The sequence below is a fragment of the Pseudovibrio flavus genome (genome assembly GCF_009711345.1).
In the GTDB taxonomy this organism is placed as follows: Bacteria; Pseudomonadota; Alphaproteobacteria; order Rhizobiales; family Stappiaceae; genus Pseudovibrio; species Pseudovibrio flavus.
The window spans coordinates 1-23,386 of record NZ_SMMA01000059.1 but is presented as its reverse complement, the minus strand read 5'-3'; the positions used below and the strand labels follow the sequence as shown (position 1 = coordinate 23,386).

20 protein-coding genes are annotated in these 23,386 nt (G+C 52.8%); 9 read left to right on the top strand and 11 right to left on the bottom strand.

Features of this window, described 5'->3' with window-relative positions; all coding sequences use genetic code 11:
* Positions 1-20 precede the first annotated feature (20 nt).
* From E1162_RS07560 to E1162_RS07515, 10 genes are all read right to left on the bottom strand, one after another.
* Positions 21-1,202: a BaiN/RdsA family NAD(P)/FAD-dependent oxidoreductase gene (locus E1162_RS07560; protein ID WP_155128925.1), complete on the bottom strand. Its 1,182-nt coding sequence runs from the start codon at positions 1,200-1,202 to the stop codon at positions 21-23.
* Positions 1,203-1,315: 113 nt separating this feature from the next.
* Positions 1,316-2,395: a TRAP transporter substrate-binding protein gene (locus tag E1162_RS07555; RefSeq protein WP_371311849.1), complete on the bottom strand. Its 1,080-nt coding sequence runs from the start codon at positions 2,393-2,395 to the stop codon at positions 1,316-1,318.
* 83 nt (positions 2,396-2,478) lie between these two features.
* Positions 2,479-3,042, bottom strand: coding sequence for a TetR/AcrR family transcriptional regulator (locus E1162_RS07550; RefSeq protein ID WP_257098743.1), 564 nt, complete (start codon positions 3,040-3,042; stop codon positions 2,479-2,481).
* Between the two features lie 182 nt (positions 3,043-3,224).
* Complete coding sequence (locus E1162_RS07545) at positions 3,225-3,437, bottom strand: cold-shock protein (RefSeq protein ID WP_155128921.1); 213 nt, start codon at positions 3,435-3,437, stop codon at positions 3,225-3,227.
* Positions 3,438-4,630: 1,193 nt separating this feature from the next.
* Positions 4,631-5,836 (bottom strand): BaiN/RdsA family NAD(P)/FAD-dependent oxidoreductase, encoded by a 1,206-nt coding sequence (locus tag E1162_RS07540; protein WP_155128919.1) that lies wholly within the window; start codon positions 5,834-5,836, stop codon positions 4,631-4,633.
* A gap of 110 nt (positions 5,837-5,946) precedes the next feature.
* Positions 5,947-7,083, bottom strand: a complete 1,137-nt coding sequence (locus tag E1162_RS07535; protein WP_155128917.1) for an ABC transporter ATP-binding protein — start codon at positions 7,081-7,083, stop codon at positions 5,947-5,949.
* Positions 7,076-8,761, bottom strand: a complete 1,686-nt coding sequence (locus E1162_RS07530) for an alpha-glucosidase family protein (protein WP_155128915.1) — start codon at positions 8,759-8,761, stop codon at positions 7,076-7,078. The genes E1162_RS07535 and E1162_RS07530 overlap by 8 nt, the downstream gene beginning before the upstream one ends.
* A gap of 4 nt (positions 8,762-8,765) precedes the next feature.
* A complete protein-coding gene (locus tag E1162_RS07525) occupies positions 8,766-9,593 on the bottom strand; it encodes a carbohydrate ABC transporter permease (RefSeq protein WP_155128913.1) in 828 nt (275 codons plus the stop codon).
* Positions 9,590-10,555 (bottom strand): carbohydrate ABC transporter permease, encoded by a 966-nt coding sequence (locus E1162_RS07520; RefSeq protein ID WP_155128911.1) that lies wholly within the window; start codon positions 10,553-10,555, stop codon positions 9,590-9,592. The genes E1162_RS07525 and E1162_RS07520 overlap by 4 nt, the downstream gene beginning before the upstream one ends.
* 75 nt (positions 10,556-10,630) lie before the next feature.
* The gene (locus E1162_RS07515; RefSeq protein WP_371311848.1) at positions 10,631-11,896 is read right to left on the bottom strand and encodes an ABC transporter substrate-binding protein; all 1,266 of its coding nucleotides are present in this window, start codon (positions 11,894-11,896) and stop codon (positions 10,631-10,633) included.
* Between the two features lie 324 nt (positions 11,897-12,220).
* On the opposite strand from E1162_RS07515, the gene E1162_RS07510 reads away from it, so the two are divergent.
* From E1162_RS07510 to E1162_RS07470, 9 genes are all read left to right on the top strand, one after another.
* Positions 12,221-13,240 carry a LacI family DNA-binding transcriptional regulator gene (locus E1162_RS07510; RefSeq protein ID WP_155128909.1) on the top strand — a complete coding sequence of 340 codons (1,020 nt, stop codon included), beginning with the start codon at positions 12,221-12,223 and terminating at the stop codon, positions 13,238-13,240.
* Between the two features lie 130 nt (positions 13,241-13,370).
* Positions 13,371-14,534, top strand: coding sequence for an acetyl-CoA acetyltransferase (locus E1162_RS07505; RefSeq protein WP_155128907.1), 1,164 nt, complete (start codon positions 13,371-13,373; stop codon positions 14,532-14,534).
* A gap of 304 nt (positions 14,535-14,838) precedes the next feature.
* On the top strand, positions 14,839-16,302 hold the full coding sequence (cysG, locus tag E1162_RS07500; RefSeq protein WP_155128905.1) for a siroheme synthase CysG: 1,464 nt from the start codon (positions 14,839-14,841) through the stop codon (positions 16,300-16,302).
* Between the two features lie 11 nt (positions 16,303-16,313).
* Positions 16,314-16,607: a DUF2849 domain-containing protein gene (locus tag E1162_RS07495; RefSeq protein WP_155128903.1), complete on the top strand. Its 294-nt coding sequence runs from the start codon at positions 16,314-16,316 to the stop codon at positions 16,605-16,607.
* A gap of 31 nt (positions 16,608-16,638) precedes the next feature.
* A complete protein-coding gene (locus tag E1162_RS07490) occupies positions 16,639-18,297 on the top strand; it encodes a nitrite/sulfite reductase (protein WP_155128901.1) in 1,659 nt (552 codons plus the stop codon).
* Positions 18,284-19,045 carry a phosphoadenylyl-sulfate reductase gene (locus tag E1162_RS07485; RefSeq protein ID WP_155128899.1) on the top strand — a complete coding sequence of 254 codons (762 nt, stop codon included), beginning with the start codon at positions 18,284-18,286 and terminating at the stop codon, positions 19,043-19,045. Before E1162_RS07490 ends, E1162_RS07485 begins: the two co-directional genes overlap by 14 nt.
* Positions 19,029-19,586 carry a DUF934 domain-containing protein gene (locus E1162_RS07480; RefSeq protein ID WP_155128897.1) on the top strand — a complete coding sequence of 186 codons (558 nt, stop codon included), beginning with the start codon at positions 19,029-19,031 and terminating at the stop codon, positions 19,584-19,586. The genes E1162_RS07485 and E1162_RS07480 overlap by 17 nt, the downstream gene beginning before the upstream one ends.
* Before the next feature lie 131 nt (positions 19,587-19,717).
* Positions 19,718-21,199: an aldehyde dehydrogenase family protein gene (locus E1162_RS07475; protein WP_155128895.1), complete on the top strand. Its 1,482-nt coding sequence runs from the start codon at positions 19,718-19,720 to the stop codon at positions 21,197-21,199.
* Between the two features lie 24 nt (positions 21,200-21,223).
* Positions 21,224-21,973 carry an SDR family oxidoreductase gene (locus E1162_RS07470; protein WP_155128893.1) on the top strand — a complete coding sequence of 250 codons (750 nt, stop codon included), beginning with the start codon at positions 21,224-21,226 and terminating at the stop codon, positions 21,971-21,973.
* 57 nt (positions 21,974-22,030) lie between these two features.
* On the opposite strand, the gene E1162_RS07465 is transcribed toward E1162_RS07470, so the two are convergent.
* Positions 22,031-23,293 carry a diguanylate cyclase gene (locus E1162_RS07465; RefSeq protein WP_155128891.1) on the bottom strand — a complete coding sequence of 421 codons (1,263 nt, stop codon included), beginning with the start codon at positions 23,291-23,293 and terminating at the stop codon, positions 22,031-22,033.
* Positions 23,294-23,386 lie beyond the last annotated feature (93 nt).

The window sequence follows — 23,386 nt, the reverse complement described above, 5'->3', positions numbered from 1 at the left end:
AAACGGTCTTCAGCGCACAATCAAACAAACTGCCCAGCTGCGTGGCCGGATGCCCATGCCCACTGGAAGTTAAACCCACCTAGATGGCCGGTTACATCAACAACCTCACCAATGAAGTATAGGCCCGGTACGTCTTTCGATTCCATCGTTTTGGAGGAAAGGGCATCTGTATCGACACCGCCGATGGTCACCTCAGCGGTGCGGTAGCCTTCGGTGCCCACTGGTTTGACGTTCCACTCATGAACAAGAGCCGCGATCTTTCTAAAAGCTTTATCGGAATGGTCTGCCAAGCGGCCGCCGAGTTTTTCTTCCTCGGATAGAAACTGAGCAAGGCGTTTTGGTAGCAGCTCTGTTAGGGCTGTGCGGACATCTTGCTTAGGAGACTTACCTCTTGCTTCCTTTAGGGCAGAAAATACATCGCCGTCCGGTAACAGGTTCACGCGGATCGGCTCACCCTCATTCCAGTAAGAAGAGATTTGCAAAATAGACGGACCGGATAAGCCGCGATGGGTGAAAAGCAAACCCTCGCGGAATTTGGTCTTGCCGAAGGTCACCACAGCATCCACCGAAACACCGGACAGGTGCTTGGTCTTTTCCTTCATTTGTTCGCTGAACGTTAGCGGAACCAAAGCTGCGCGAGGCGCAAGTACCGGAAGACCGAACTGTTTGGCAACCTCATAGCCGAAGCCTGTTGCGCCCATCTTTGGAATAGACGGCCCACCAGTGGCGATCACCAAAGACTGGCAGGTGTAGGCGCCTTTCGAGGTCTCTAGATGAAAGCTGCCATCTGCCTGCTTCGAAACAGAGATGATCTTGGTTTCAAGAGATAGCTTTGCGCGAGCCTTTTCCAGCTCGGTCAGTAGCATGTCGATGATGTCTTGCGAGCGGTTGTCGCAAAATAGCTGCCCAAGTGTCTTCTCGTGCCACGGAATGCGGTAGGAGTCGACAAGCTTGATGAAGTCGTGCTGGGTGTAGCGCTTTAGTGCAGAAACGCAGAAACGAGGGTTCTTGCCAAGATAGTTGGCTGGAGAAGCGTGCAGGTTGGTGAAGTTACACCGACCACCGCCAGAAATGCGGATCTTCTCTGCGGGGCGCGCAGCATGGTCCAGTACAAGGACGGACCGTCCACGTTTTCCGGCTTCTATGGCACACATCAAACCAGCGGCGCCAGCGCCAAGCACAATGACATCTCTTTTCTGCATGGCGCACCTTATGAGCAGCTTTGCAGACCTCGTCAATGACGAAGATGAATGTGGCCTTGTTTTGCCTGATTATGGAAGGAGGCGGTTTGACCGCCTCCCACAAACTTCGTTGGTTATACGCCCCAGACTGTCGCGCGGTCCTTGTAGAGCTGGCCTTCAACGTTTTTGGCGTAGAAGGCGGCTTGTCGCATGAACTCGATGTAGGAGTTATGGATGCGCTGGGTTAGCTCATCATCACCCGGATAGGCCGCCAGAATTTCCCGCGTTGCTTCTCCAAGAGCTTCAACAACATCCGGAGGGAAGGCCGAGACCTTCGCGCCCTGTTCTATCATGGCAGTTAGAACACGGGCGTTGTTGTAGCGGAACTCAGCTGTCGTATCTTCTGCTTGTGCCATCGCAGCGTTTGCAAGAATTGTCTGCTGCTGAGCGGTCAGCCCCTCGTAGAAGTCTTTGTTGACGATCATCTCAAGGCCCGCGCCCGGCTCGTGGAAGGCAGGCAAGTAGTAGTAAGGCGCGATGCGATAGAGGCCCAGAGCCATATCGTTCCATGGGCCAACGAACTCGGCTGCATCAACAACGCCAGACTGAAGGGCAGGGTAGATTTCTGGCGGTGGGGTGAGCACCGTACTGACGCCCAACCTGCGCATGATGTCGCCGCCAAGGCCAGCGATGCGCATCTTTAGGCCCACAAGATCGTCAAGCTTCTCGATTGGCTTCTTGAACCAACCACCGGCCTGAGTGCCAGAGTTGCCAGCATAAAACGGCTTTACGCCGAAGGGTGCGTATGCCTCATCCCAGAGCTCTTGTCCGCCGCCGTAGCGTAGCCAGCCGGACTGTTCTGTTGCGTCCAGCCCGTAAGGCATAGCAGTGAAGTACATCGTGGAGCGGATCTGTCCGACCTGATAGTACGGCGCGTTGTGGCCGATCTCTACTGTGCCGGAGGAAACAGCAGAGAAAACCTCGAAGGGAGGAACAATCTCACCGCCCCCATGATAGGCGACCTTTATGGTGCCATCAGACATAGCCTCAATGCGCTTTGCCAAGCGTTCTGCCGATGTGCCAACACCGGGAAACCCTTTTGGAAATGCGCCGACGAGCTTGATCTCGAGATTGCCCGTTGCAATGGCAGGGGAGGCTAAAGTAGCGCCTGTAGCGGCGGCACCAAGGCCTGTCAGAAAAGTTCTACGTTTCACGACTCGCTCCACTCCTGATAATTTTACATAGGAGTTTAGCCGTATTGGTCGATAACTTGAAATAGCAGTCTAGTGAAATACACCTAAAGAGTGTCGTTCTTTAGTGCATCAATCATCCGGTCAAGCTGCTCGGCGGTCTGCTGATCGGAAAGAGGCATCAAGGTAAAGAAGCGCGTTGCGCGTATGCCCTCAACCGCAAAGTATACTGTGCGGGCAAGGTTAGGGTTGTCAGACTCAGCCTCAATGCGCGCAAACAGTTCCTCATTAAACTGGCGGATAGGGTCTAGAACGCTTCCGTCCTCTCCAATAGCAGCGACAATGCCGAGCTTTGGTTTGGATTCTTGAAGAATAACGTCCTTGAGGCTCACCAGCATCGCCCGAGCCAGCTTGTTAGGGTACGGGTCGTCTGCAATCTGCGCTTCAGACTTCTCCATCATGGCTTGCAGTTCACCAACAAACTGCTGGATCATGCCCTTGATAAGCGCGGCTTTGGTGGGGAAGTTGTAAAGCAGTCCGCCCTTGGAAATGCCAGCCTTCTTCGCGACCTCTTCTAAAGAAAACGTAGGCCCGCCATGCTCGCTCACAACCTCAATCGCTGCATTGATAATGCGGTGGCGCGTGGAAGAAGGTTTAGTGTCGCTAGGCAAATGGGCCTCCAAGCCGTTCCGAATTCAAGAGGTTTAGCTAGCTTTGTATTGTCATATTCGGAAATTTTAGAAAAGCTTAGTAGCCACAGGTTGAACAGATAATTCCAATGCTACTGTTAAAAACAGCGATTGCAGCAGGTGTGGAAGCTCTTACCTGCTGCAATGCTTCAATGAAAAACCGGCTATACCAGTTCGATCTGAGTTGCCTGCTTGCCGCGACCACGCTTGTCGTCTTCTGTTTCAAAGGTCAGCGATGCGCCCTCTGTTGGTACTGCTAGAGCTGCCCGCTCAAAGGCGGTGATGTGGACGAAAACGTCTTTGCCGCCATCTTTTGGAGTGATGAAACCGAAACCACGATCGTGGTTGAAAAACTTCAAAGTGCCATTCTGGCGCATTGGAAATGTCCTCTTTCCTAAAAGTGTAGCCTGCAAAGGCAAGCAGATGGTCTGTGAGGACTGTAATCAAATTATGGCAAGCGTACGTCTTCGTGACAGCAATAGCCGGGTATTCAAAACAGCCCGCTGCAAGCAAAAAGCCACAGCTAAGAAAAACTCATAGACCTTAAGCGCAAAGGTGCCTATTTCAGAGATTTTAGGGGAGTTTGATTAATTTAATTAAATCAATAATTTATTGGATAAAAAATGCGTTCATTATTCCTCTGCGTTATCTGGCTCATAACTGTTTTCACAAATGTCCACCTCATAGTAGTGAGTAATTAAAACGAACAGGAATCTAAAATTTGTACGCCCTACTATGTTGGGGGCAAGAGTCTCTCCTGTTCTGTCAGACTAACAGAGCACGCCACAGGCGATGGAAATGCCCTTAACAAGGTGCGTTTCTTTATTTTGGTCTACCAATAATGACGGCTTTAGAGCGCCAACTTTGGCCAATTGGCAGCACTCCAATAATAGGCCCTGTCTGCTTCGCTTCCTAAGGGGAGTGGGCTAGGAGTTTGAGAGTTCTAATGTAAGTCGCGCTTGGTGGAACATGCAGGTGTTGCAATTTTAAATATATATCACGCAACCAATAGTATATCACAAGGTGTTGATTTGTGTGATATTTCTTTTGCCTCATGATGTAAGCCCGCGCTGAGTAGAGGCGTAAATTTTCGTAGATTAGCGATAGTCTTGTGACTTACGGAGCCTGCGACGAAAACTTTTATTGAATATCGTTTTAAGGCGGCGTAATGCCATTTTTTGAACATGATCGAGGTCTAGAAAATCGACATTCCGAATGGAATTGTCGGCCGATATTCATATTGGTAGACCAATAAAAAGAATAAAGCTCACCACAGGAGTTTGGCTCCTGATGCACGTGACCCCATCCATCGAAAGATGGAAAAGAATGAGACCCGGAAAACGGGCGAAAACCCAATGCTTCGGCAGGGGGTGACTAATTTTTATAGATAGCCCTTGGGCTAATCAGTGCATTGGACGGATATCCATTGCCCCAACACTATAGGCCGCGTCCCCTCCCTAGCGGCCTGGATATCTGTCCCGTGTTAGGCACCGAAGAACCTCCCTCTTCGGTGCCTGTTTTTTTTATCTAAATCAATGATGTTTCTGTCGGACGGGCCTGCCCGCTGTGTCTACTTGGAAAGATGCGCGTCTATCGCGAGCGCAGCAGCACGGGCGGTTGCGAACACCCCTTGCAGCAAGTAGCCGCCGGTCGGTGCTTCCCAATCCATCATCTCGCCCGCTACGAAGTAGCCTTGCAACTTCTTGAGCATGAAGTTTGCTTCAATTTCCTCCCAGCACACGCCGCCCGCAGATGAGATGGAGCGTTCCAGAGGCTTGGCACCTGTAACGGTAAGAGTGAGGGATTTAATGCGCTGCGCAATGTCTTTTGCATCGGTTGGAAGAGGTCCAGCTTCTCGTAAAAGTGCGATAGCCACCGGAGACAAACCGGTGGCCTTGCGCAGATGATTGCTCAAGGACTGCTTGCCTTTTGGCTTTGATAGGCGGCGGCTGAGTTCATCCAGAGAGAGGTCTGGTCGAAGATCAAGAATAATTTCGGTGCTGCCGTTCTGTTCCAAGCAATTGCGAATGCTTGATGACAGGGCATAGATTGCATTCCCCTCAAGTCCCGTCGGGTCCACCATGGCTTCGCCCTTAACGGTTTTGTCATTGTGGGCAAGCGCTATGCGCTTAAGAGGCTGGCCAGCAAAGCGCTCTTGGAAAAACGGCGAGAACTGAATATCAAATCCGCAGTTTGCTGGACGGAATTTGGCGATACTTATGCCTTTGGCTTCCAACATGGGGACCCATGCAGCATCAGAGCCCAGCTTTGCCCAACTTGCCCCGCCAAGCCCAAGAAACACAGCATCCGCTGCAATGGCTTTGCGGTTACCATCAGTATCTTGCAGGACCGGAGCGCCGTCCTCATTAATAGCGACCCAGCGCACTCGGGTTTCAAGTTTGACGCCCAAGGAAGTCAGGCGCTGTAGCCATGCTCTAACAAGTGGTGATGCTTTGAAGCTTTCAGGGAAAACGCGGCCGCTTGAACCAACAAACGTTGGTTGCCCCAAACCGTGGCACCACTCCCGCAATGCCTGCGGCGGAAAGGTCGAAATTGCGCTCAGTAGCTGCTCGTTCTGGGGCTCATATCGCTTAAGAAAAGCGTCTAGCGGTTCGCTATGGGTAAGGTTTAGCCCGCCACGGCCAGCCATAAGAAATTTGCGGGCAGGGGAGGGCATATGCTCGTAAATAGTGACAGCATATCCGTGTGCGCCAAGAATTTCGGCTGCAAATAGACCAGCAGGTCCCGCTCCAATAATGGCAACTTCCCTAGGCATTACTCAGGCTCTCGTTATTTGATAGCCTCTCATACCAAGCTTTTCAGCAATTGCACGCGCAAAACTCCCCACCGCTAAAAACAGAAAAGCGCTCTCCCTGATAGGCAGCCTCACTGTTGGGTGGTGAGAGTGCGAAAATCAAACTGTTCCTCGGCTTTGGCACTAGCGGTTCTGGCAAAGGCTTTTCCATCAGCGTCAAACAGATGACAGTGCTCCTCAGGAAACTGAATGCGTATCGCACTGCCAGCAGCAAGGGTGGTGTCACCGCGTCCTTGAATAGTAAGCATCTCGCCAGTACTGAGCGGAGCGTAGAGGAAGTGACTTTCGCCGAGCTCCTCAATCACCTCCAAAGGTAGTTCAAGGCTACTGTTTTGATCTACTAAGATGTGCTCGGGGCGAATGCCCACCGTAACTGCGCTGCCAACCGCAGCGCCACTACTATCTACGCCTACAGTGATCACAGGGCCTGCATCGAGCTTAACTGTGGTGGTCTGGCTTCCCGCTTCCATCAGTGTGCCGCGCATGAAGTTCATCTTTGGCGAGCCAATAAAACCGGCAACGAATTTGTTGCAAGGCTTGTGGTAGAGCTCAAGCGGTGCGCCAACCTGTTCGATCCGCCCTGCTGATAGAACAACAATCCTGTCTGCCAGTGTCATCGCTTCCACTTGGTCATGGGTCACGTACACCATTGTTGCACCCATCTCGCGGTGGAGCTTGGCAATCTCGATGCGCATTTGAACGCGCAGCGCTGCATCAAGATTGGATAGGGGTTCATCAAAAAGGAAAACCCGGGGGTTGCGAACAATGGCTCTGCCGATGGCGACGCGCTGTCTTTGTCCGCCCGATAGCTGCTTAGGCTTTCGCTCCAGCAGGTCCGTTAGCTCCAGAACCTTTGCAACTTCATGAACCTTCTCCTTGATCTCCTGCTTGGAGTGGCGGGAAAGTTGAAGCCCGAACGACATGTTCTGGAAGACGCTCATATGCGGGTAGAGCGCATAAGACTGGAAGACCATGGCAATCTGACGGTCTTTCGGAGAGCGGTTATTCACCACTTCGCCGCCGATCAGTATGTCGCCACCGCTGATGTCCTCAAGGCCTGCAATCAAGCGCAGAAGTGTTGATTTTCCGCAGCCGGACGGGCCAACGAAAACAACCAGCTCCCCTTGGTTTATGACTAGGTCAACACCGTGAATAACAGCAGTTTTGCCGAAGGATTTTTTGACAGATCGAAGTGTTACGTCAGCCATTTTTCCCATCCTCCGGCTGTATGAAGAAGGCGGCCTGCCAAGCAGAAAGCATCAGCGACGTGCCATCATGGGACGAAGCAAAGCCATCAGCAGAAAGATGACGCCAATTTGTGTAAGGCGCGGGGAGCGGAAGAGTTACCGCATCTGAGGAAATGTTGAAGACACAGAGTATTGTTTGCCCTTCATGGCTGCGGGTAAGAGCAAGCACCCCGGCGTCTAGGTCAACGAAATGCGAGCTACCTTTGACGAGAGCCGTCTGCTGCCTGCGCCATTTAAGAAACGCCGAGGAGCGGTTAAGGGCGCTGCTAGGTTCCCGCTGCTGGCGCTCTGCATTCATGGCAATGTGTTCTGGTGCTACTGGAAGCCAAGGTGTAGCCGTAGAGAAGCCGCCATTGGCGGTATCATCCCATGCCATAGGTGTGCGGCAACCATCGCGGCCCTTGAATTCTGGCCAGAATTCAATGCCATACGGGTCCTGCAAATGCTCGAATGGCACATCCACCTCGGTAAAGCCAAGTTCCTCGCCTTGATAAATGCAAGGTGACCCACGAAGGCAGGTGTTCACCGCCAGCAGCAGCGGCGCAGCGAGGGCTTTATCTGTCCCCTCCGGCAATCTCGACATAGTTCGTACAACGTCATGGTTCGACATTGCCCAGCTCGGCCAGCCAGTCTCGACAATTCTCTCAAGCTTGCCAACCTTGCTTCGAATGTAATCCGGGGTCGGTTCATTGACCAACAGGTCGAAGGAGTAGGCCATATGAAGCCGTGTTCCCTGCTCGGTATACTGAGCAATGAGGGCCGCACTTTCATCATCCGCGCCGATTTCACCAACAGTGGTGCGGTCTTCATATTCCTCCATCAGCGCTCTCAGACGTTCCAGAAACGCGATGTTTTCCGGTCTGGATTTGTCATAAATGTGCTGCTGGAAAGAGTAGGGGTTGTTAGGCCGCGCAGAAGAAAGCTCCATGTCAGGAGAAAGAGGCGGATTGTCCCTTAGCTCCTTGTCATGGAAGTAAAAATTGGCGGTATCCAAGCGGAAGCCATCAATGCCGAGGTCCAACCAGAAACGTGTTTCCTCCAGCACCGCGTCTTGCACCTCAGCATTATGGAAATTGAGGTCTGGCTGACTGCGAAGGAAGTTGTGCAGGTAATACTGCATGCGCCGCGTATCCCACTGCCAAGCAGATCCGCCGAAGACTGAAAGCCAGTTGTTTGGCGGCGTCCCGTCTGGTTTTGCGTCCGCCCACACGTACCAATCTGCTTTGGGGTTGTCCTTGCTTTGGCGGCTCTGGGTAAACCAAGCGTGCTGATCGGAGGTGTGCGAGATCACCTGATCCATCAACACACGAAGCCCTAGTTCGTGGGCCTTATCGATCAAAACCTTGATGTCATCCAGTGTGCCGAACATTGGATCGACCTGACGATAATCGGATACGTCATAGCCGAAGTCGTCCATTGGTGATTTCATGAAAGGTGAAATCCAGATGGCATCAACGCCTAGATCCGCAATGTAGGGCAGGCGCTCGGTAATACCCGGAATGTCGCCAATACCATCGCCGTTGCTGTCAGCAAAAGAGCGAGGGTAGATCTGGTAGATAACCGCGCCGCGCCACCAGTCTGGATCGCGCTTCAGGCCGCTTGCTTCCTTGGTTTCTTCGACAATATCTAAAGTGGTCATAAAGCTATCCTTTAACGGCGCCTGCGGTCAGGCCAGCCACAATCTTTCGCTGGAAAATGAGAACAAGAACGACAATCGGCACTGTAACGGTAACCGATGCAGCCATAATGCGGCCCCACGGCAGCTCGAACTCGCTAGCGCCCGAAAGCAATGCAATAGCAACCGGAACGGTGCGCACTTCGTTTGAAAGGGTGAAGGTGAGCGCAAACAAAAACTCGTTCCATGCGCCGATGAAGGTCAGTAGGCCGGTTGTAACGAGGGCAGGCCACATAAGCGGAAGAAAGACCCGCCAGATGATTGTGAAGGACGAGGCCCCGTCAACAATTGCAGCTTCCTCCAGTTCCTTCGGTATTTCACGCATGAAGGTGGTAAGCACCCAAACCGTGAACGGCAGCATCAAAACCGTGTTGGGAATGATCAGGCCGGTCAGGCTATTGTAGACGCCAAGTGAGCGGATAAGCTCGAACATGCCGGATAGGATCGCGACCTGCGGAAACATGGAGACGCTGAGAATGGTCATCAGCATCAACCCACGGCCCTTAAATGGAATGCGTGCTAGGGCGTAAGAGGCTGTCACCGCAATTGCTAGAGAGATAACAACGACCGACGTTGCAACGATCACCGAGTTCAAAATGTTGGTGCCGAAGGGCTGTTCGACGAAAATGCCGGTATAGTTGTCCCAATTGAAGGATGTCGGTAAAAGCGAGGTGCTGAATAACTCTGAGCCAGACCTGAACGAGGTAATAATCGCGTAGTAAAACGGAAAAACAGCGGCAAAGACGATCACTAAGACCAGTGAGTAGAAGAGGCTGTTTTTAACTAGCTGTTTCATCGCTCACCCTCCCCATCAAAGCGCAGTTTTCCGGCAATGAGAGTAATGACGGTCATGAACGCGACGATCATAAACAGAAGGGTTGCCGCCGCCGAGCCGTACCCCATCTCCTGAAAATCAATGAGTTGCTGCTTGGTGTAGACAGACATGGACATGGTGTCCGTGGAATTGGATGTCAGAACGTAGATGAGGTCGAAAATACGCAGTGCATCCAGCGCCCTAAACACAACTGCCACAACAATAGCAGGGCGAAGAAGCGGCAGAGTTACACGAAAGAACACGCGAACCGGACCGACGCCATCGACCTTCGCTGCCTCGTAAATGTCGTTGGGCAGCATTTGAAGGCCAGCGAGAATAAGCAGCGCCATAAACGGCGTTGTCTTCCAAACATCAACGATAATAACGGCCCACATTGCCGTGTCAGGGTTGGCGGTCCACGCTATCGGCGTATCAATGATACCAAGCGTCATCAGCGCCGCGTTGATTACGCCAAATTGGTCATGAAGCATCCAGCCCCACATGCGGGCAGAAACGATAGTTGGGATGGCCCAAGGGATAAGCACTGCGGTTCTTACAAGGCCACGGCCTTTGAAGTTGGCGTGCAGAACAAGGGCAATGACAAGGCCGAAGACAGTTTCCAGCGCAACCGAAACAACGGTGAAGTACAGGGTGTTTCCGACAGCGTTCCACCATTCAGGGTCAACAAGTAACCCATAGGCTTCTCCGTCATAAACGGCATAGAAATTCTCAAAGCCGATGAACTGGCTCTGCGAAAGGTCGGAGAGGTTGGCATCGGTAAAACCAAGCCAGAAAGTTCGTGCCAGCGGCCACGCAGCCACAACAGCCAGCGCAATAAGCATAGGGCTAAGAAAGAGCCATGCAGCGCGTATGCGAGCTGTCGTTAACTGGGAGCGGTTTCCGCCTGCGCCGACTTGTTCACCACTTGAAAGTGCAAGAGCCATCGGGGCGTCCTTAACCTGACAAAAGCAACGGGAAAACGGAGGGCCCCAACAACGAGGCCCTCCGCTTTGTGGTCGTTACCAGCCTTTACGCTTGATGCGCTTCAGGTCTTTTTCCAGCTTGGAAAGGGAGGCTTCAGCCGAAACCTTTCCAGAAAGAACGCTGTGAGCCGCATTGTAAAAGGCATTGGAAACCTTGTTATAATTGGCTCCCGTTGCGCGGGATGGGCGTGCAACTGCATTAGTGAACGTGTCTTTTAGCTCTCCCATGAACGGGTTCGCTGCCAGAATGTCTGGATCGTTGTAGAGAGAAACAATCGTCGGGTTATATGAGCCCTCTATAGCGCGGCGCTTCTGCTCGTCTTTGCGGGTGAGCCACATAACAAGATCAGCCGCTGCATCAGGGTTTTTGGAGTATTTGGAGACAGCAAGCTGCCAGCCACCAAGAGCGCCGGTTGGTTTGCCCTCTTCCCCGCCTTTAGGCAGAGCCATCACGCCTACCTTATCCTTCACCGGAGAATCTGCGCCCTGCGCCAGGGACCAAGCATAAGGCCAGTTGCGCATGAATACCGCGTTGCCAGACTGGAATACGCCGCGAGCATCTTCTTCCTGATAGTTCAGCACGCCTTCTGGTGCGATGGTGCCGATCCAGCTCGCGGCCATATCAAGGGCTTTGGCAGCCTTCGGGTTGTTGATGGTGATGTCGCCTTCAGGGTTTACAATCGCCCCGCCGCCGAAACTATCAACCCATTCAATGGCATCACAGGTCAGGCCTTCATAGGCTTTTGCCTGAAAAACAAAGCCCCACATCTTGTCGTTGCCACCTGCGCGCTCTTTGTCCTGAACGTCTTGGGCAATGCTTGCCAGATCGCTCCATGTCTCAGGCTGAGAATGGCCGTGCTTTTCTAGCAGGTCTTTGCGGTAGTACAGCAAACCGGCGTCGGTGTAGGAAGGCATGGCTACCAGCTTGCCCTCATAGGTGTTGTTTTCAATGATCGGCTGGAAGTGATCATTCTCTGCGCCGTTGGAATAAGGCTTGAGATCAATAAGGTGGTTACCCAGAATTCCCGGCCAGATCACATCTACCTGAAAGACATCGATATCGTCCGAACCAGAGCCAAGGATCTGTTGGAAGAGTGCCAGCTGCTCAGTCGCAGAAGAGGGAACCGAAACCACCTTAACCGTGTTGCCCGTATTCTTTTCCCACTCTGCTACAGCAGACTTGCAAAGCTCTTGTCCCTTACCGACAGAGCCACAGGTGATGGTAACTTCAGCTGCTGAAGCGACGCCGCCGAAGCCGCCCAAAAGAAATGCCGAAGTGAGTAATACACTTTTGAATTTCACAGAATTGCCCTCCTACTGATCCTGCAAAAGCGACCCATAACGTCCTCCCGAACCGCTTGCAGGTTTCCCTCCCCGCGTTGTGCAGGCAAAAGCGACCAAGTTTCCAAAGCGCTTTGGAAGATAAGCCTGACTCAGTATTTTCACAGAGTCAAGGCTCGTGTTGGAATGCCGGTATTGACCAAGAGGTTCGGCTGAAAATGGCTATTATCCAACAGTTCCGTTCTTTGTGTGAACTAAGGGTATTTACTTTGATTTCTCAAAGCGCTTTAAATTCCCATGGGTTTATTGGTGGGCAATCCGCAGGAACTGAAAGTTGGAAGATACATGTCCTTGAAGAAGTTGGCGGAGCACCTTGGCCTTTCCCAAACAACAGTTAGTCGGGCGCTCAATGGCTACAGCGATGTTTCCAAAGAAACACGAGAACGGGTGTCTATTGCTGCGAAAGAGTTGGGGTACAGGCCCAATGAAAGCGCTCGGCGTCTGGCGACTGGACGGTCCAATATTATCGGTGTCGCGTTTCCGACAGACGAGAACAAACTCGTAGACCCGCACTTTACGGAGTTTCTTTCCGGCTTGGCTGAACGAGCTGCGGAGCATGACTATGATGTCTTGTTAAGCGCCACAAAGGGAGATGACTGGAAAGGGCTGAAACGCGTTGTTTCCAGCCGTACGGTCGATCTGGTGGTTCTGCCCAGTGTCGATGTCAGCGGGGAGCAGATCAGTCTGGTTAAGTCGCTGGACATTCCCTTCGTCGTTCATGGTCGAGTGAAGGACCGAAACGACTATGCCTTCTTGGACATAGACAACTACCAAGTTTTTTATCAGCCAACCAAAATGCTCATTGATCTAGGGCATAAAAACATCGCGATACTAAATGGCCCCCGCAACCGCAATTACACGAACGAGCGTCTGCGAGGCTGGCAAGATGCCTTGGCTGAAATAGGGATAGAGGCTCCTGCCGGTTACGATGCTCATGCCCGCATGACTGAAGCTGAGGGCTTTGCCATGGCCATGGAGCTGCTTTCACGGCCGGATCGCCCAACCGCGCTTGTCTGCTCCAGTACACTTTTAGCATCAGGGGCTTATCGCGCTTGCAGTCAATTGCAGTTGGTGGTCGGAAGAGATGTTTCCATTACGGCCCATGATGATGAGCTGCCCTTTCTATCCGCGATGTCTTTTGACCCGCCTTTGGCTGTTACGCGCTCCTCTATTAGAGCGGCAGGCCGCGAAGTTGCTTCTATCGTCAACCGGTACCTTCTTGGTGAGAGCTGGCAGAGCCTGCAAACCATATGGCAGGCAGAGCTTGTTTACCGTGCTTCCGTAGCTCCCCTGAAAGCCTCTTGAATGAAGGGGATTCAATCCTTCAAGCTTCAACTTCCGTAGGATTGTCATAGAAGCAATCAGGTGAAACCATCGCGCCAACTTGAATGCGGGCCTATGGCCCGCCTGATTGCCTTGACCTAGGGAGGGGACAATGGCTGCGATTATTGGGTGGGCGCACACGCCTTTCGGAAAACTGGTTGATGAAACCGTCGAGTCGCTGGTGACAAAAGTTGCACGCGAAGCAATTGCTGACGCGGGCCTTGAAGCCAAAGATATCGACGAGATCTACCTCGGCCACTTCAACGCTGGTTTCTCCAAGCAGGAATTCACCGCAAGTCTTGTTCTTCAGGCTAGCGATGACCTCCGCTTCAAGCCGGTTACTCGCGTAGAGAACGCCTGTGCTACTGGTTCTGCCGCTATTCATCAGGCTGTTAAGTCCATTGAGGCAAAGCAGGCGCGTCGCGTTCTAGTGGTTGGCGTTGAGCAGATGACCACGACTCCGGGCCGCGAAGTTGGCGAGAACCTTCTCAAGGCATCGTACTTGCCAGAAGATGGCGATACTCCTGCTGGTTTTGCTGGCGTATTCGGCAAGATCGCAGGTCTTTACTTTGATAAGTACGGCGACAACACCGAAGCCCTTGCCCATATTGCTGCCAAGAACCATTTGAACGGCGTCGACAATCCATACGCTCAGATGCGCAAAGACCTTGGTGTAGATTTCTGCCGCGCTGAGAGTGAGAAGAACCCGTTCGTCGCGGGTCCTTTGAAGCGTACCGACTGTTCTCTGGTTTCAGACGGTGCTGCAGCGGTTGTTATCACCGATACCCAGTCTGCACTTTCTGCCAAGAAGGCCGTAGCTTTCCGCTCGCTCGCACATGTGCAGGACTTCCTGCCGATGTCCAAGCGTGATGTGCTGAAGTTTGATGGTTGCCGCGTTGCTTGGGGTCAAGCTCTTGATAAGGCAAACCTTTCCGTCCATGATCTCAGCCTCGTTGAAACCCACGACTGCTTCACCATTGCTGAGCTGATTGAGTATGAAGCGATGGGGCTGACTGCGGAAGGTAAAGGCGCTGACGCTATTCTGGAAGGCTGGACGCTGAAGAACGGCAAGCTGCCTGTAAACCCATCTGGCGGCTTGAAAGCAAAGGGCCATCCTATTGGCGCAACTGGCGTTTCCATGCATGCTCTCTGCGCAATGCAGTTGACGGGAACTGCTGGCGGCATTCAGGTTCCAGGTGCTGAGCTTGCAGGTATCTTCAATATGGGCGGCGCTGTTGTTGCCAACTACGTCTCCATTTTGCAGCGCATTCGATAAAAGCTACTGCAACTGAGCAGCAGCCAATAACGATATTTCTATGAAGACGGGCCTGTAGGTAACTGCAGGCCCGTTTTTGCATTGACGCAACCGCAGATGGATTGCTCTTCTTTAAAGGAGACTGTCGGGCGAAAATCCAAGTCAATCCAGTGCGATCTTTTAATTTAGCATTGCTAAGAAGCGACCATCTGTAGAAACGGAATCCTTTTCTAAGCTCCTTTTGAGCTTTGAAACGCCGTACCCCGAAACTACCTCGGAAAACTACTAGGATTACTCTGATGAATTTGGATCAGAGGGTAAGGCTATGTCGGCGAAGGCAGAGGGTAATCGCAATAATGAAGGAAAGCTTGCCGTTTTCCCGACCTTCAGCAAGGTAGCCGGACGTCCCGTCGTTGTCGTAGGCGATGGAGATGAGGCTGCTGCAAAGGTTCGCCTTCTAAGTGAAACGCAAGCGCACATCATTGTCGTCTCTCAGGAGCCGGAAGAAGCGCTGCTTGAAGCGATTGATAAAGCCTCTGCCGATCTGAAAGCTGAAGTATTTCAACCACACCTTCTAAAAGATGCTGCTTTGGTATTCGCTGCAAGCGGAGATCTGGAGCAAGACACGCGAGTGGTTGAGGCGGGAAGAGCTGCAGGTATTCCAAGCAATGCTGTAGATAGGCCGGAACTCTGCGATTTTTATGTAGGGGCACTGGTAAATCGCGCGCCTGTCGCTGTTGCCATTACATCAACGGGCGTTGGGCCTGTTTACGCAAGGCATATCCGCGCCAAGATTGAGGCGATGCTTCCGCTTGAAGCAGGCAAACTCGCTTCCCTTGCCGAAAGCTTCCGCGAGACGGTTATGAAGCTGCTGCCAACTGGTAAGGAACGGCGGGTTTTCTGGGCGCGGTTCTTCTCCGGAAGCGTTGCAGCCAACGCACTGGCAGGGAACGAGCAGGGTGCGCGAAAAAACGCGCAGCGGCTCCTTAATGGCCCGCTTTTGGCTCAAAATGGCTATGTGTGGCTCATAGGGGCAGGTCCGGGCGCAGAAGACCTTCTTACACTGCGCGCACAGCGCGTTCTGCAAGAGGCGGATGTCATCTTCTACGATGCATTGGTTCCCGATGCTGTTGTGTCTATGGGGCGCCGGGATGCAGAGCGTATTCGCGTTGGGAAACGCAAGGGACATCATTCAGCCTCCCAAGCCGAGATTAATGAGCTCATCGTGGAGAGCGCAAAGAAAGGCCTTCAGGTTGTCCGGCTCAAAGCAGGTGACCCGATGGTCTTTGGCAGAGCAGGCGAAGAGCTTGATGCGCTTTCCCGTGAAGGCATCGCGCATGAGGTTGTTCCCGGTATTACCGCAGCTTTTGCAGCGGCTGCTTCTACCAAGCTACCACTAACGCTAAGAGGCGTTGCTTCCAGCCTTGTGTTTGCAACTGGGCACGATCAACACGGCCAGACATTGCCAGATTGGGCGCACCTCACTTTAAACGGAGCAACCACAGCCGTTTACATGGGTAGGAGTGTTGCAGGCAAGGTTGCTTCTCAGCTGCATGATGCAGGCCTTTCCCTCACTACGCCGGTAATGGCTGTTGAAAGCGCCAGCCAGAAAACCGAGCAGGTCTTTGCCGGAACACTTTCTGATCTGGGAGAGTTTGCAGCACGCGATGATGTGAGCGGACCTGTCCTTATCGTGATTGGTGAAACTGTCGCCTATGCCGATACCCAAAGCGCAAAGCCGCTATCCCCTTTCAAAGATACGCAGATGAAAGCCGTCGCCGCGGCGTGAGGAGGAAATCAATGAAAGTAATTACCGCCAATCGCCTGCTTGATGGTGAAGTTGTCTGGCTTGGCCCAAACGGAAACTGGGTTGAGGTTCTCACTCGAGCTGAAATTCTGGAAGAGCCTTCTCACGTTGAAGATGCACTGAAGACAGCGGAGCACTCGGAAAAGGCTCAGGAAGTCGTTGGAGCCTATGAGATTGATGTGGTGCGAGATGAAGGCCGCATCCTTCCTGCCAAGCTTAAAGAAATGATCAGAGCTGCTGGCCCAACCACAAAGCCGGATCTCGGTAAGCAAGCCCGCGCTTCTTGAATATAGATGCCCATTAGGAAACGGATCGCCCATGTATCGCTATGATGAATTCGACCAGGACTTCGTGGAGCAACGCGTCGAGCAGTTCAAAAATCAGGTGGAGCGCAGGCTAAAGGGAGAGCTGAGCGAGGACGAGTTCAAGCCTTTGCGGCTTATGAACGGGCTTTACCTTCAGCTCCACGCCTACATGCTTCGCGTTGCCATTCCATACGGTACGCTCAATGGCAAACAGATGCGCAAGCTTGCTGAAATTGCCCGCAGTTACGATAGGGGCTATGCGCATTTCACAACGCGTCAGAACATCCAGTTCAACTGGCCAAAGCTCTCCGATACGCCCAAAATTCTGGAAGAGCTGGCATCTGTCGAAATGCACGCGATCCAGACATCCGGCAACTGCATAAGAAACGTGACTGCAGACCATTTTGCAGGTGCTGCGGAAGATGAGTACGCTGACCCACGCGTTTATGCCGAGATACTGCGCCAGTGGTCCTCTTTGCATCCTGAGTTCACGTTCCTGCCGCGCAAGTTCAAGATTGCCATCACTGGTGCGGACCATGACCGTGCAGCAGTGCAGGTGCACGACATCGGCTTGCAGCTAAACCAGAACGAAGATGGCGAGCGCGGCTTTCGCGTCTTTGTAGGCGGAGGGCTTGGCCGCACGCCTATGATTGGCCGTAAGCTTCGCGAGTTTTTACCGGAGCAGGATTTGCTGTCCTACTGTGAAGCCATTCTGCGGGTCTATAACCTGCATGGGCGCAGAGACAACAAGTACAAGGCACGCATCAAAATTCTGGTTCACGAGAGTGGAGAGGACACGATCCGCAATGAGGTAGAGGCCGAGTTTCTCAAAGTTAAAAACGGCTTTTTGAACCTTCCATTGGAAGAGATCGAGCGCATCAACGCTTACTTTGCTCCGCCGGTATTTGAGGATCTGCCTGAAACGGAAAGTGCCTTTGAAGCAGCAAAGGCCGAGAGTAGAGAGCTGGCCAACTTTGCAAAGAGGAATCTAAACCCGCACAAAGCAAAGGGATACACCAGCCTTACCATATCTCTAAAGCCGATTGGCGGCGCTCCGGGTGATGCAACGGCTGAGCAGATGGAAGTCATTGCCGATCTTGCAGAGCGCTTTGCCTATGATGAAATTCGCGTCTCTCATGAGCAGAACATCGTTTTCCCTCATGTGGAGCTGAGAGATGTACCGCTTATCTTCAAAATTCTTGCAGCCAATGGACTGGGAGAGGCGAACGCTGGGCTGATCTCCGATAGCATTGCTTGCCCGGGGCTTGATTACTGCGCCTTGGCGAACGCACGGTCCATTCCTGTTGCTCAAGAAATCTCCGAGCGCTTTGCTTCGCTTGAGCGCCAGCACGATATTGGTGATCTGAAGCTGAAGATATCGGGCTGCATCAATGCCTGTGGCCATCATCATGTAGGCCATATCGGCATCTTGGGCGTGGACCGGAAGGGTGAGGAACTCTACCAGATCACCATCGGTGGTTCGGCAGATGAAAACACCTCCATCGGCAAGATATTGGGACGGGGATTTCCCGCCGATAAAGTGGTCGATGCGGTTGAAACGCTCGTGGATACTTATCTAGACATCCGCGCAAATAAGGCCGAGGCATTCATCGATACCTATCGGCGTGTGGGGGATGCTCCGTTTAAGGAGGCGCTCTATGGCTCGGGGTAACAACGCGGTGCGGGCCTTGAACCATGAGGACGCTCTTCCCTTGGAAGCCGCCGCCTATGACGAACTCTATGGCCGAACAGGGCCTATGAGTATCCTGCGTACCAGTATTGAAGACCTGTTTGTTGATGGCATTGTCATGGTCTCAAGCTTTGGAGCGGACTCTGCCGTCTTGCTGCACATGGTCTCGCAGATCGATAAGGCAACACCTGTTGTTTTTGTCGATACCGGCAAGCACTTCGGCGAGACGCGTTTCTATAGAGATCAGCTCATCAAGCATCTAGGTCTCACCGGCGTTCGCTCGGTTATGCCGGAGTCGGCCCATTTGGTGTCGCAGGACCCGAAGGGCGATCTTTGGCTGAGAGATAGTGACCAGTGCTGCCACATAAGAAAGGTTCTGCCGCTTGATGCCGCGCTTGATGGATACTCCGCATGGATATCTGGCCGAAAGCGCCATCAAGCAGACACGCGCAAGAGCTTGCCGTGGTTCGAGGCAGATGGGCCGCGCATCAAGGTCAATCCGCTAGCTGATTGGGATGCTGCGCAGGTTCTTGCTTACGCCAGAGAAAACAAACTACCGCCGCATCCTTTGGTGGCTCAAGGCTACCCTTCCATTGGCTGCATGCCTTGCACCGACAAAGTGGCGGAGGGAGAAGACCCACGCGCTGGGCGTTGGCGCGGAAAAGGCAAAACCGAGTGCGGTATCCACCTCCCAAGTCACGGAAAGCAAATTGATGGCAGCGGAATTTGATTTGAAGGTGAAAGGAAAGAGCATGGCCTCCACCGTATTCAAAAACGGACAAGTAACCGAAGAAGAGTGGGTTACCGTTTCACCGGACGAACCTTTGCCTGCGGGAAAGGCAATCGTCGTCTCGTTCACTGACTTCCTTGCGGATGCAAAGCGATTTCTGGAAAGCTCTAGCAAGATTGGCGTTGCTCTAGCGCCTGCAGATGACGCGAAAGAGCTGGAGCCATACCTGAATGGTCTGTCGCTGGTTGCTGTTGATTTTCCGCAGTTCACGGACGGGCGCGGCTTTTCATCTGCCCGTGTATTGCGTGAACAACTGGGCTTTGAAGGAGAGATCAGAGCAACAGGAGCTTTCATTCTCGATCAAGTATCCATGTTGAAACGCTGCGGAGTGGACAGTTTTGCGCCGTCAAATGAGGTTGTTCTTCGTGGGCTATTAGAAGGCTCTGGCATGGAAGTGACGCTGTATTCTCAGCCGTCCATTTCCCCTAGCGAGCAAGCCGTAAAAGGTAGGCCGTGGTTGCGCCGCGAAACAGCTGCGTAATCAGCGCAGCGGAACTTTCAAAACCCGTATGCAACTATATGTTTAGCCGTTGAAAACTTTAGTAATTTACAATTGCGTCACAGGATTGGCTCCGCTAGCATCGCCTCAAGTTGAAGTCGGGGGAGAGTTAAATGGGCGACGACGTTAAGATACAGGGCGTTTCTGGTCAGGATGTTTTCTATACATTTGTTGACGGAAAGCAGGCAAAAGCCAGCTGTGAGGAATGGATAGACGTTGTATGCCCGTCGGATGCTAAGAAATTTGCTAGTATTCCAAGATGCGGAGCTTCTGACGTTGGACGGGCAGTAACTGCTGCAAGGCGTGCTTTCGAGACGGGAGAGTGGCCAAAGACTACATCGGTGGAGCGTGGGCGGCTGTTAACGCGCCTTTCTCAGGCAATCGAAGCGCACAAGGACGAGTTGGCCGCGCTGGAAGCCCGCGATACCGGCAAGCCGGTTATGCAGGGTGTTGCAGATGTAAGAGCAGCGGTGCGTTACTTCGAGTTTTACGGCGGAGCTGCAGACAAGGTTACTGGTGAAACCCTTCCATCGTTTGTTGATGATGTAACCACCGTGACCATCCGCGAGCCGCATGGCGTTGTCGGGGCAGTCATTCCGTGGAACTACCCGATCCAGATCTTCTCCCGCGTTGCCGGTGCTGCACTTGCGATGGGAAACACCTTGGTGATCAAGCCAAGTGAAGATGCTTGCCTTTCTGTTATTCGCGTCGCCGAGCTTGCCAAGGAAGTTGGTTTCCCAGACGGCGTACTTAACATCGTCACCGGATACGGCGACGAGGCAGGCGCTGCTCTTGCGCATAATCCGGGTTTGGATTTCATCACCTTCACAGGTTCGCCACAGGTCGGAACAATTATCCAGTCAGCAGCTGCCAAAAACCATATTGGCTGCACGTTGGAGCTGGGCGGTAAGTCTCCGCAAATCCTCTTTGAGGATGCAGATCTCGATAAGGCCATTCCTGTTATTTGCGATGCCCTTACCCGTAATGGCGGGCAAACATGCTCTGCTGGTAGCCGCGTTCTGGTTCATAAATCATTGTGGGATGAAGTCGCCTCCCGTCTTCGGGCGAAATTCCGCGCACTTGTTACTGGTCCGCATGAGCATGACCTTGATATTGGCGCACTCATCAACCCGGCACAGGCGCGGCGGGTAGAAAACTTCTGCTCGCAAGCAGCTAAAGACGGTATTCCGCTGATCGCAGAAGGCACAATTGCGCCGGATGCTCCGGAAGATGGCTTCTACTGCGCAGCACGCCTTTATGGCCCAGTACCGATTGATCACCCTCTTGCGCAAGATGAAGTGTTTGGTCCGGTCCTCTCACTTATTCCGTTCGAGGGAGAAGAAGAGGCGATCCAGATCGCAAATGGTACCCCTTACGGGCTTGTTGCCGGTGTGTGGACCGCAAACTTCGGCCGTGCCATGCGCGTTGCCAAGGCAGTACGGGCCGGTCAGGTGTTTGTGAATGCCTATGGCGCAGGGGGCGGCGTAGAGTTTCCGTTCGGCGGTTTCAAAAAGTCGGGTCATGGCCGCGAGAAGGGCTTTGAAGCACTCAAAGACTTCTCCGCATTGAAGACACTGGTTTTGAAACACGACTAACGCGCTGGAAGGGGAGGCAAGCACATGATGCGTTTAAAAGGAAAGACAGCCATTGTAACCGGCGCGGGCTCTGGCTTTGGTGAAGGTATTGCCAAAACGTTCGCCGACGAAGGCGCTTTTGTCGTCGTTGCTGATATCGACGGGGATGCTGCAAAGCGCTGCGCCGAGGAAATTGGCGAGCAGGCCGTCGCTGTAGCCGTTGACGTTACCAAGATGGACGATGTGAAGGAGATGGTCGCTGCCGCTCTTCATGCGACTGGCCGCATTGATGTTCTGGTTAACAATGCAGGCTACACACACAACAACAGCGATATGCTGCACGTAGATGAGAAGACCTTCGACCGTATTCTCGACGTGAATGCCAAGGCCATTTATCTGTCTGCGATGATCGCGGTGCCGGAAATGGATAGCAGAGGTGGCGGCGTCATAATCAACACCGCATCGACTGCCGGTCTGCGCCCGCGTCCGGGGCTGACTTGGTACAATGCATCCAAGGGATGGGTGATTACCGCGACTAAATCCATGGCGGTGGAGCTGGCTCCGAAAAACATTCGCGTTAACGCACTTTGTCCGGTCGCAGGGCAAACCGGTATGCTTCATCAGTTCTTGGGTGAGGATACACCGGAAAAGCGTGACCTTTTCCGTTCAACGGTTCCACTCGGCCGTTTCTCGACGCCGCAGGATATCGCCAACGCAGCTCTATGGCTGGCCTCTGATGAAGCTTCGTTCATCACCGGTGTAGCGCTGGAAGTAGATGGCGGGCGCTGTATCTAAATCGCATTCCCGAGGAGCTAAAGCCTTCTCGGGAGTACGCACTGATCTGTAATGATATTAGGCCGCAATAATCCTGTTGCGGCCGCTTTCTTTTGCCTCGTAAAGACAGCGGTCTGCTGTTCTAAGGCCATCAGAAAGTGTTGCCTCGCGCCCTGCAGATAAGCCAACGCTGATGGTGGAGGTCAGAACCTCGTTGTCCATTCCCGGGACGGTTACAGGCAAGGAGCTGCGAAGCTCGGAGAGGAAAAAGCGAGCTGTCTGCGCATCGATAGACGGCAGAGCGACGCAGAACTCGTCACCACCAATCCGCACAGCGACCCCGCCTTCAGGTAGGAGGTCGATAATGCGGTTCGCTACTGCTTTGATCAGAAGATCGCCAGTGGCGTGACCAAAGTGATCGTTGATCTGCTTAAACCGGTCAATGTCGATCATTGCATAGCGGATCGGCTCGCCGTTCTGAATGAGTTCATCGTGCATTTTCTCGATGTTCTCATGCAGATAACGCCGGTTAAACAGGCCGGTCATCGGATCACGGTTCGCAAGTTCTGTTAGCCTGCGAATATGCTCGATATTATCAAGGTTCTGCGATACGCGAAGGATCAACTCTTCAGGCGTACAGGACTTTGTCATGAAGTCATTTGCACCGGATTTCAGATACTTAGCGGTGAGCTCAGGGCATGGACCTTCTGCAATCCCGATAACAGCAAGATTATGCAAGCCACGACGCTTGCGGATTCTGGTCAGCGTTTCAAAGCCATCACGATCCGGCAGAGTGTGGCCCAGAATGAGCATCTGGATATCTTCGTTCCTGTCCAGCATTTTCAAAGTCTCGTCACTCGTTGAAGTCGTGGTGACATTGAGACGGTAGCGCTCCAAGCGCTCTTTCAAGACAGTACGATGAGCCGCAGAGCCATCCGCGATCAGCACACGGGTACGAGCGTTCTTTTCAACGCGCTTAACCAGATCGCCGAGATAGCTCAGGCTCGCAGGTGAATCTTTGAGAATATAATCGACGATGCCCTTGCCAAGGATCGTACCACGCGTGGTTTCATCAAAACGGCCGGAAAACACAATGGTCGGCAAACCGGCTTCAATGGTCAAATCCACCACTTCGCCATTTGGCGCGTCTGGCAAAGTCAAATCAACAAGAGCAAGAAATGGCCTTGTTGGTGTCGTCTCTAGAAATGTTTTTGCCTCTGCGAAGTTACGGGCCAGTTCAACATTTTTGAACCCGGCCTTCTCCAGCTCGCCACACATAATTCTGGCAAAAAAGCTGGCGTCTTCAACAAGCAGTATCTTTAAATCTGGTCTGTCAGTCATGGCTACTAAAAACTGCCCACCTTTGTGACATTCCCAATACACAACCGTCCGGGAGTCATGTTTCGATTCCCGGACAGTACCCTTTAGATACTA

Coding starts and splice junctions, on each gene's coding strand:
- E1162_RS07545 (WP_155128921.1), bottom strand. CDS start 3,437: ATGCGCCAGAATGGCACTTTGAAGTTTTTCAACCACGATCGTGGTTTC.
- E1162_RS07505 (WP_155128907.1), top strand. CDS start 13,371: ATGGCTGCGATTATTGGGTGGGCGCACACGCCTTTCGGAAAACTGGTT.
- E1162_RS07520 (WP_155128911.1), bottom strand. CDS start 10,555: ATGGCTCTTGCACTTTCAAGTGGTGAACAAGTCGGCGCAGGCGGAAAC.
- E1162_RS07490 (WP_155128901.1), top strand. CDS start 16,639: ATGTATCGCTATGATGAATTCGACCAGGACTTCGTGGAGCAACGCGTC.
- E1162_RS07510 (WP_155128909.1), top strand. CDS start 12,221: ATGTCCTTGAAGAAGTTGGCGGAGCACCTTGGCCTTTCCCAAACAACA.
- E1162_RS07475 (WP_155128895.1), top strand. CDS start 19,718: ATGGGCGACGACGTTAAGATACAGGGCGTTTCTGGTCAGGATGTTTTC.
- E1162_RS07480 (WP_155128897.1), top strand. CDS start 19,029: ATGGCAGCGGAATTTGATTTGAAGGTGAAAGGAAAGAGCATGGCCTCC.
- E1162_RS07530 (WP_155128915.1), bottom strand. CDS start 8,761: ATGACCACTTTAGATATTGTCGAAGAAACCAAGGAAGCAAGCGGCCTG.
- E1162_RS07560 (WP_155128925.1), bottom strand. CDS start 1,202: ATGCAGAAAAGAGATGTCATTGTGCTTGGCGCTGGCGCCGCTGGTTTG.
- E1162_RS07465 (WP_155128891.1), bottom strand. CDS start 23,293: ATGACTGACAGACCAGATTTAAAGATACTGCTTGTTGAAGACGCCAGC.
- cysG (WP_155128905.1), top strand. CDS start 14,839: ATGTCGGCGAAGGCAGAGGGTAATCGCAATAATGAAGGAAAGCTTGCC.
- E1162_RS07485 (WP_155128899.1), top strand. CDS start 18,284: ATGGCTCGGGGTAACAACGCGGTGCGGGCCTTGAACCATGAGGACGCT.
- E1162_RS07535 (WP_155128917.1), bottom strand. CDS start 7,083: ATGGCTGACGTAACACTTCGATCTGTCAAAAAATCCTTCGGCAAAACT.
- E1162_RS07525 (WP_155128913.1), bottom strand. CDS start 9,593: ATGAAACAGCTAGTTAAAAACAGCCTCTTCTACTCACTGGTCTTAGTG.
- E1162_RS07470 (WP_155128893.1), top strand. CDS start 21,224: ATGATGCGTTTAAAAGGAAAGACAGCCATTGTAACCGGCGCGGGCTCT.
- E1162_RS07540 (WP_155128919.1), bottom strand. CDS start 5,836: ATGCCTAGGGAAGTTGCCATTATTGGAGCGGGACCTGCTGGTCTATTT.
- E1162_RS07495 (WP_155128903.1), top strand. CDS start 16,314: ATGAAAGTAATTACCGCCAATCGCCTGCTTGATGGTGAAGTTGTCTGG.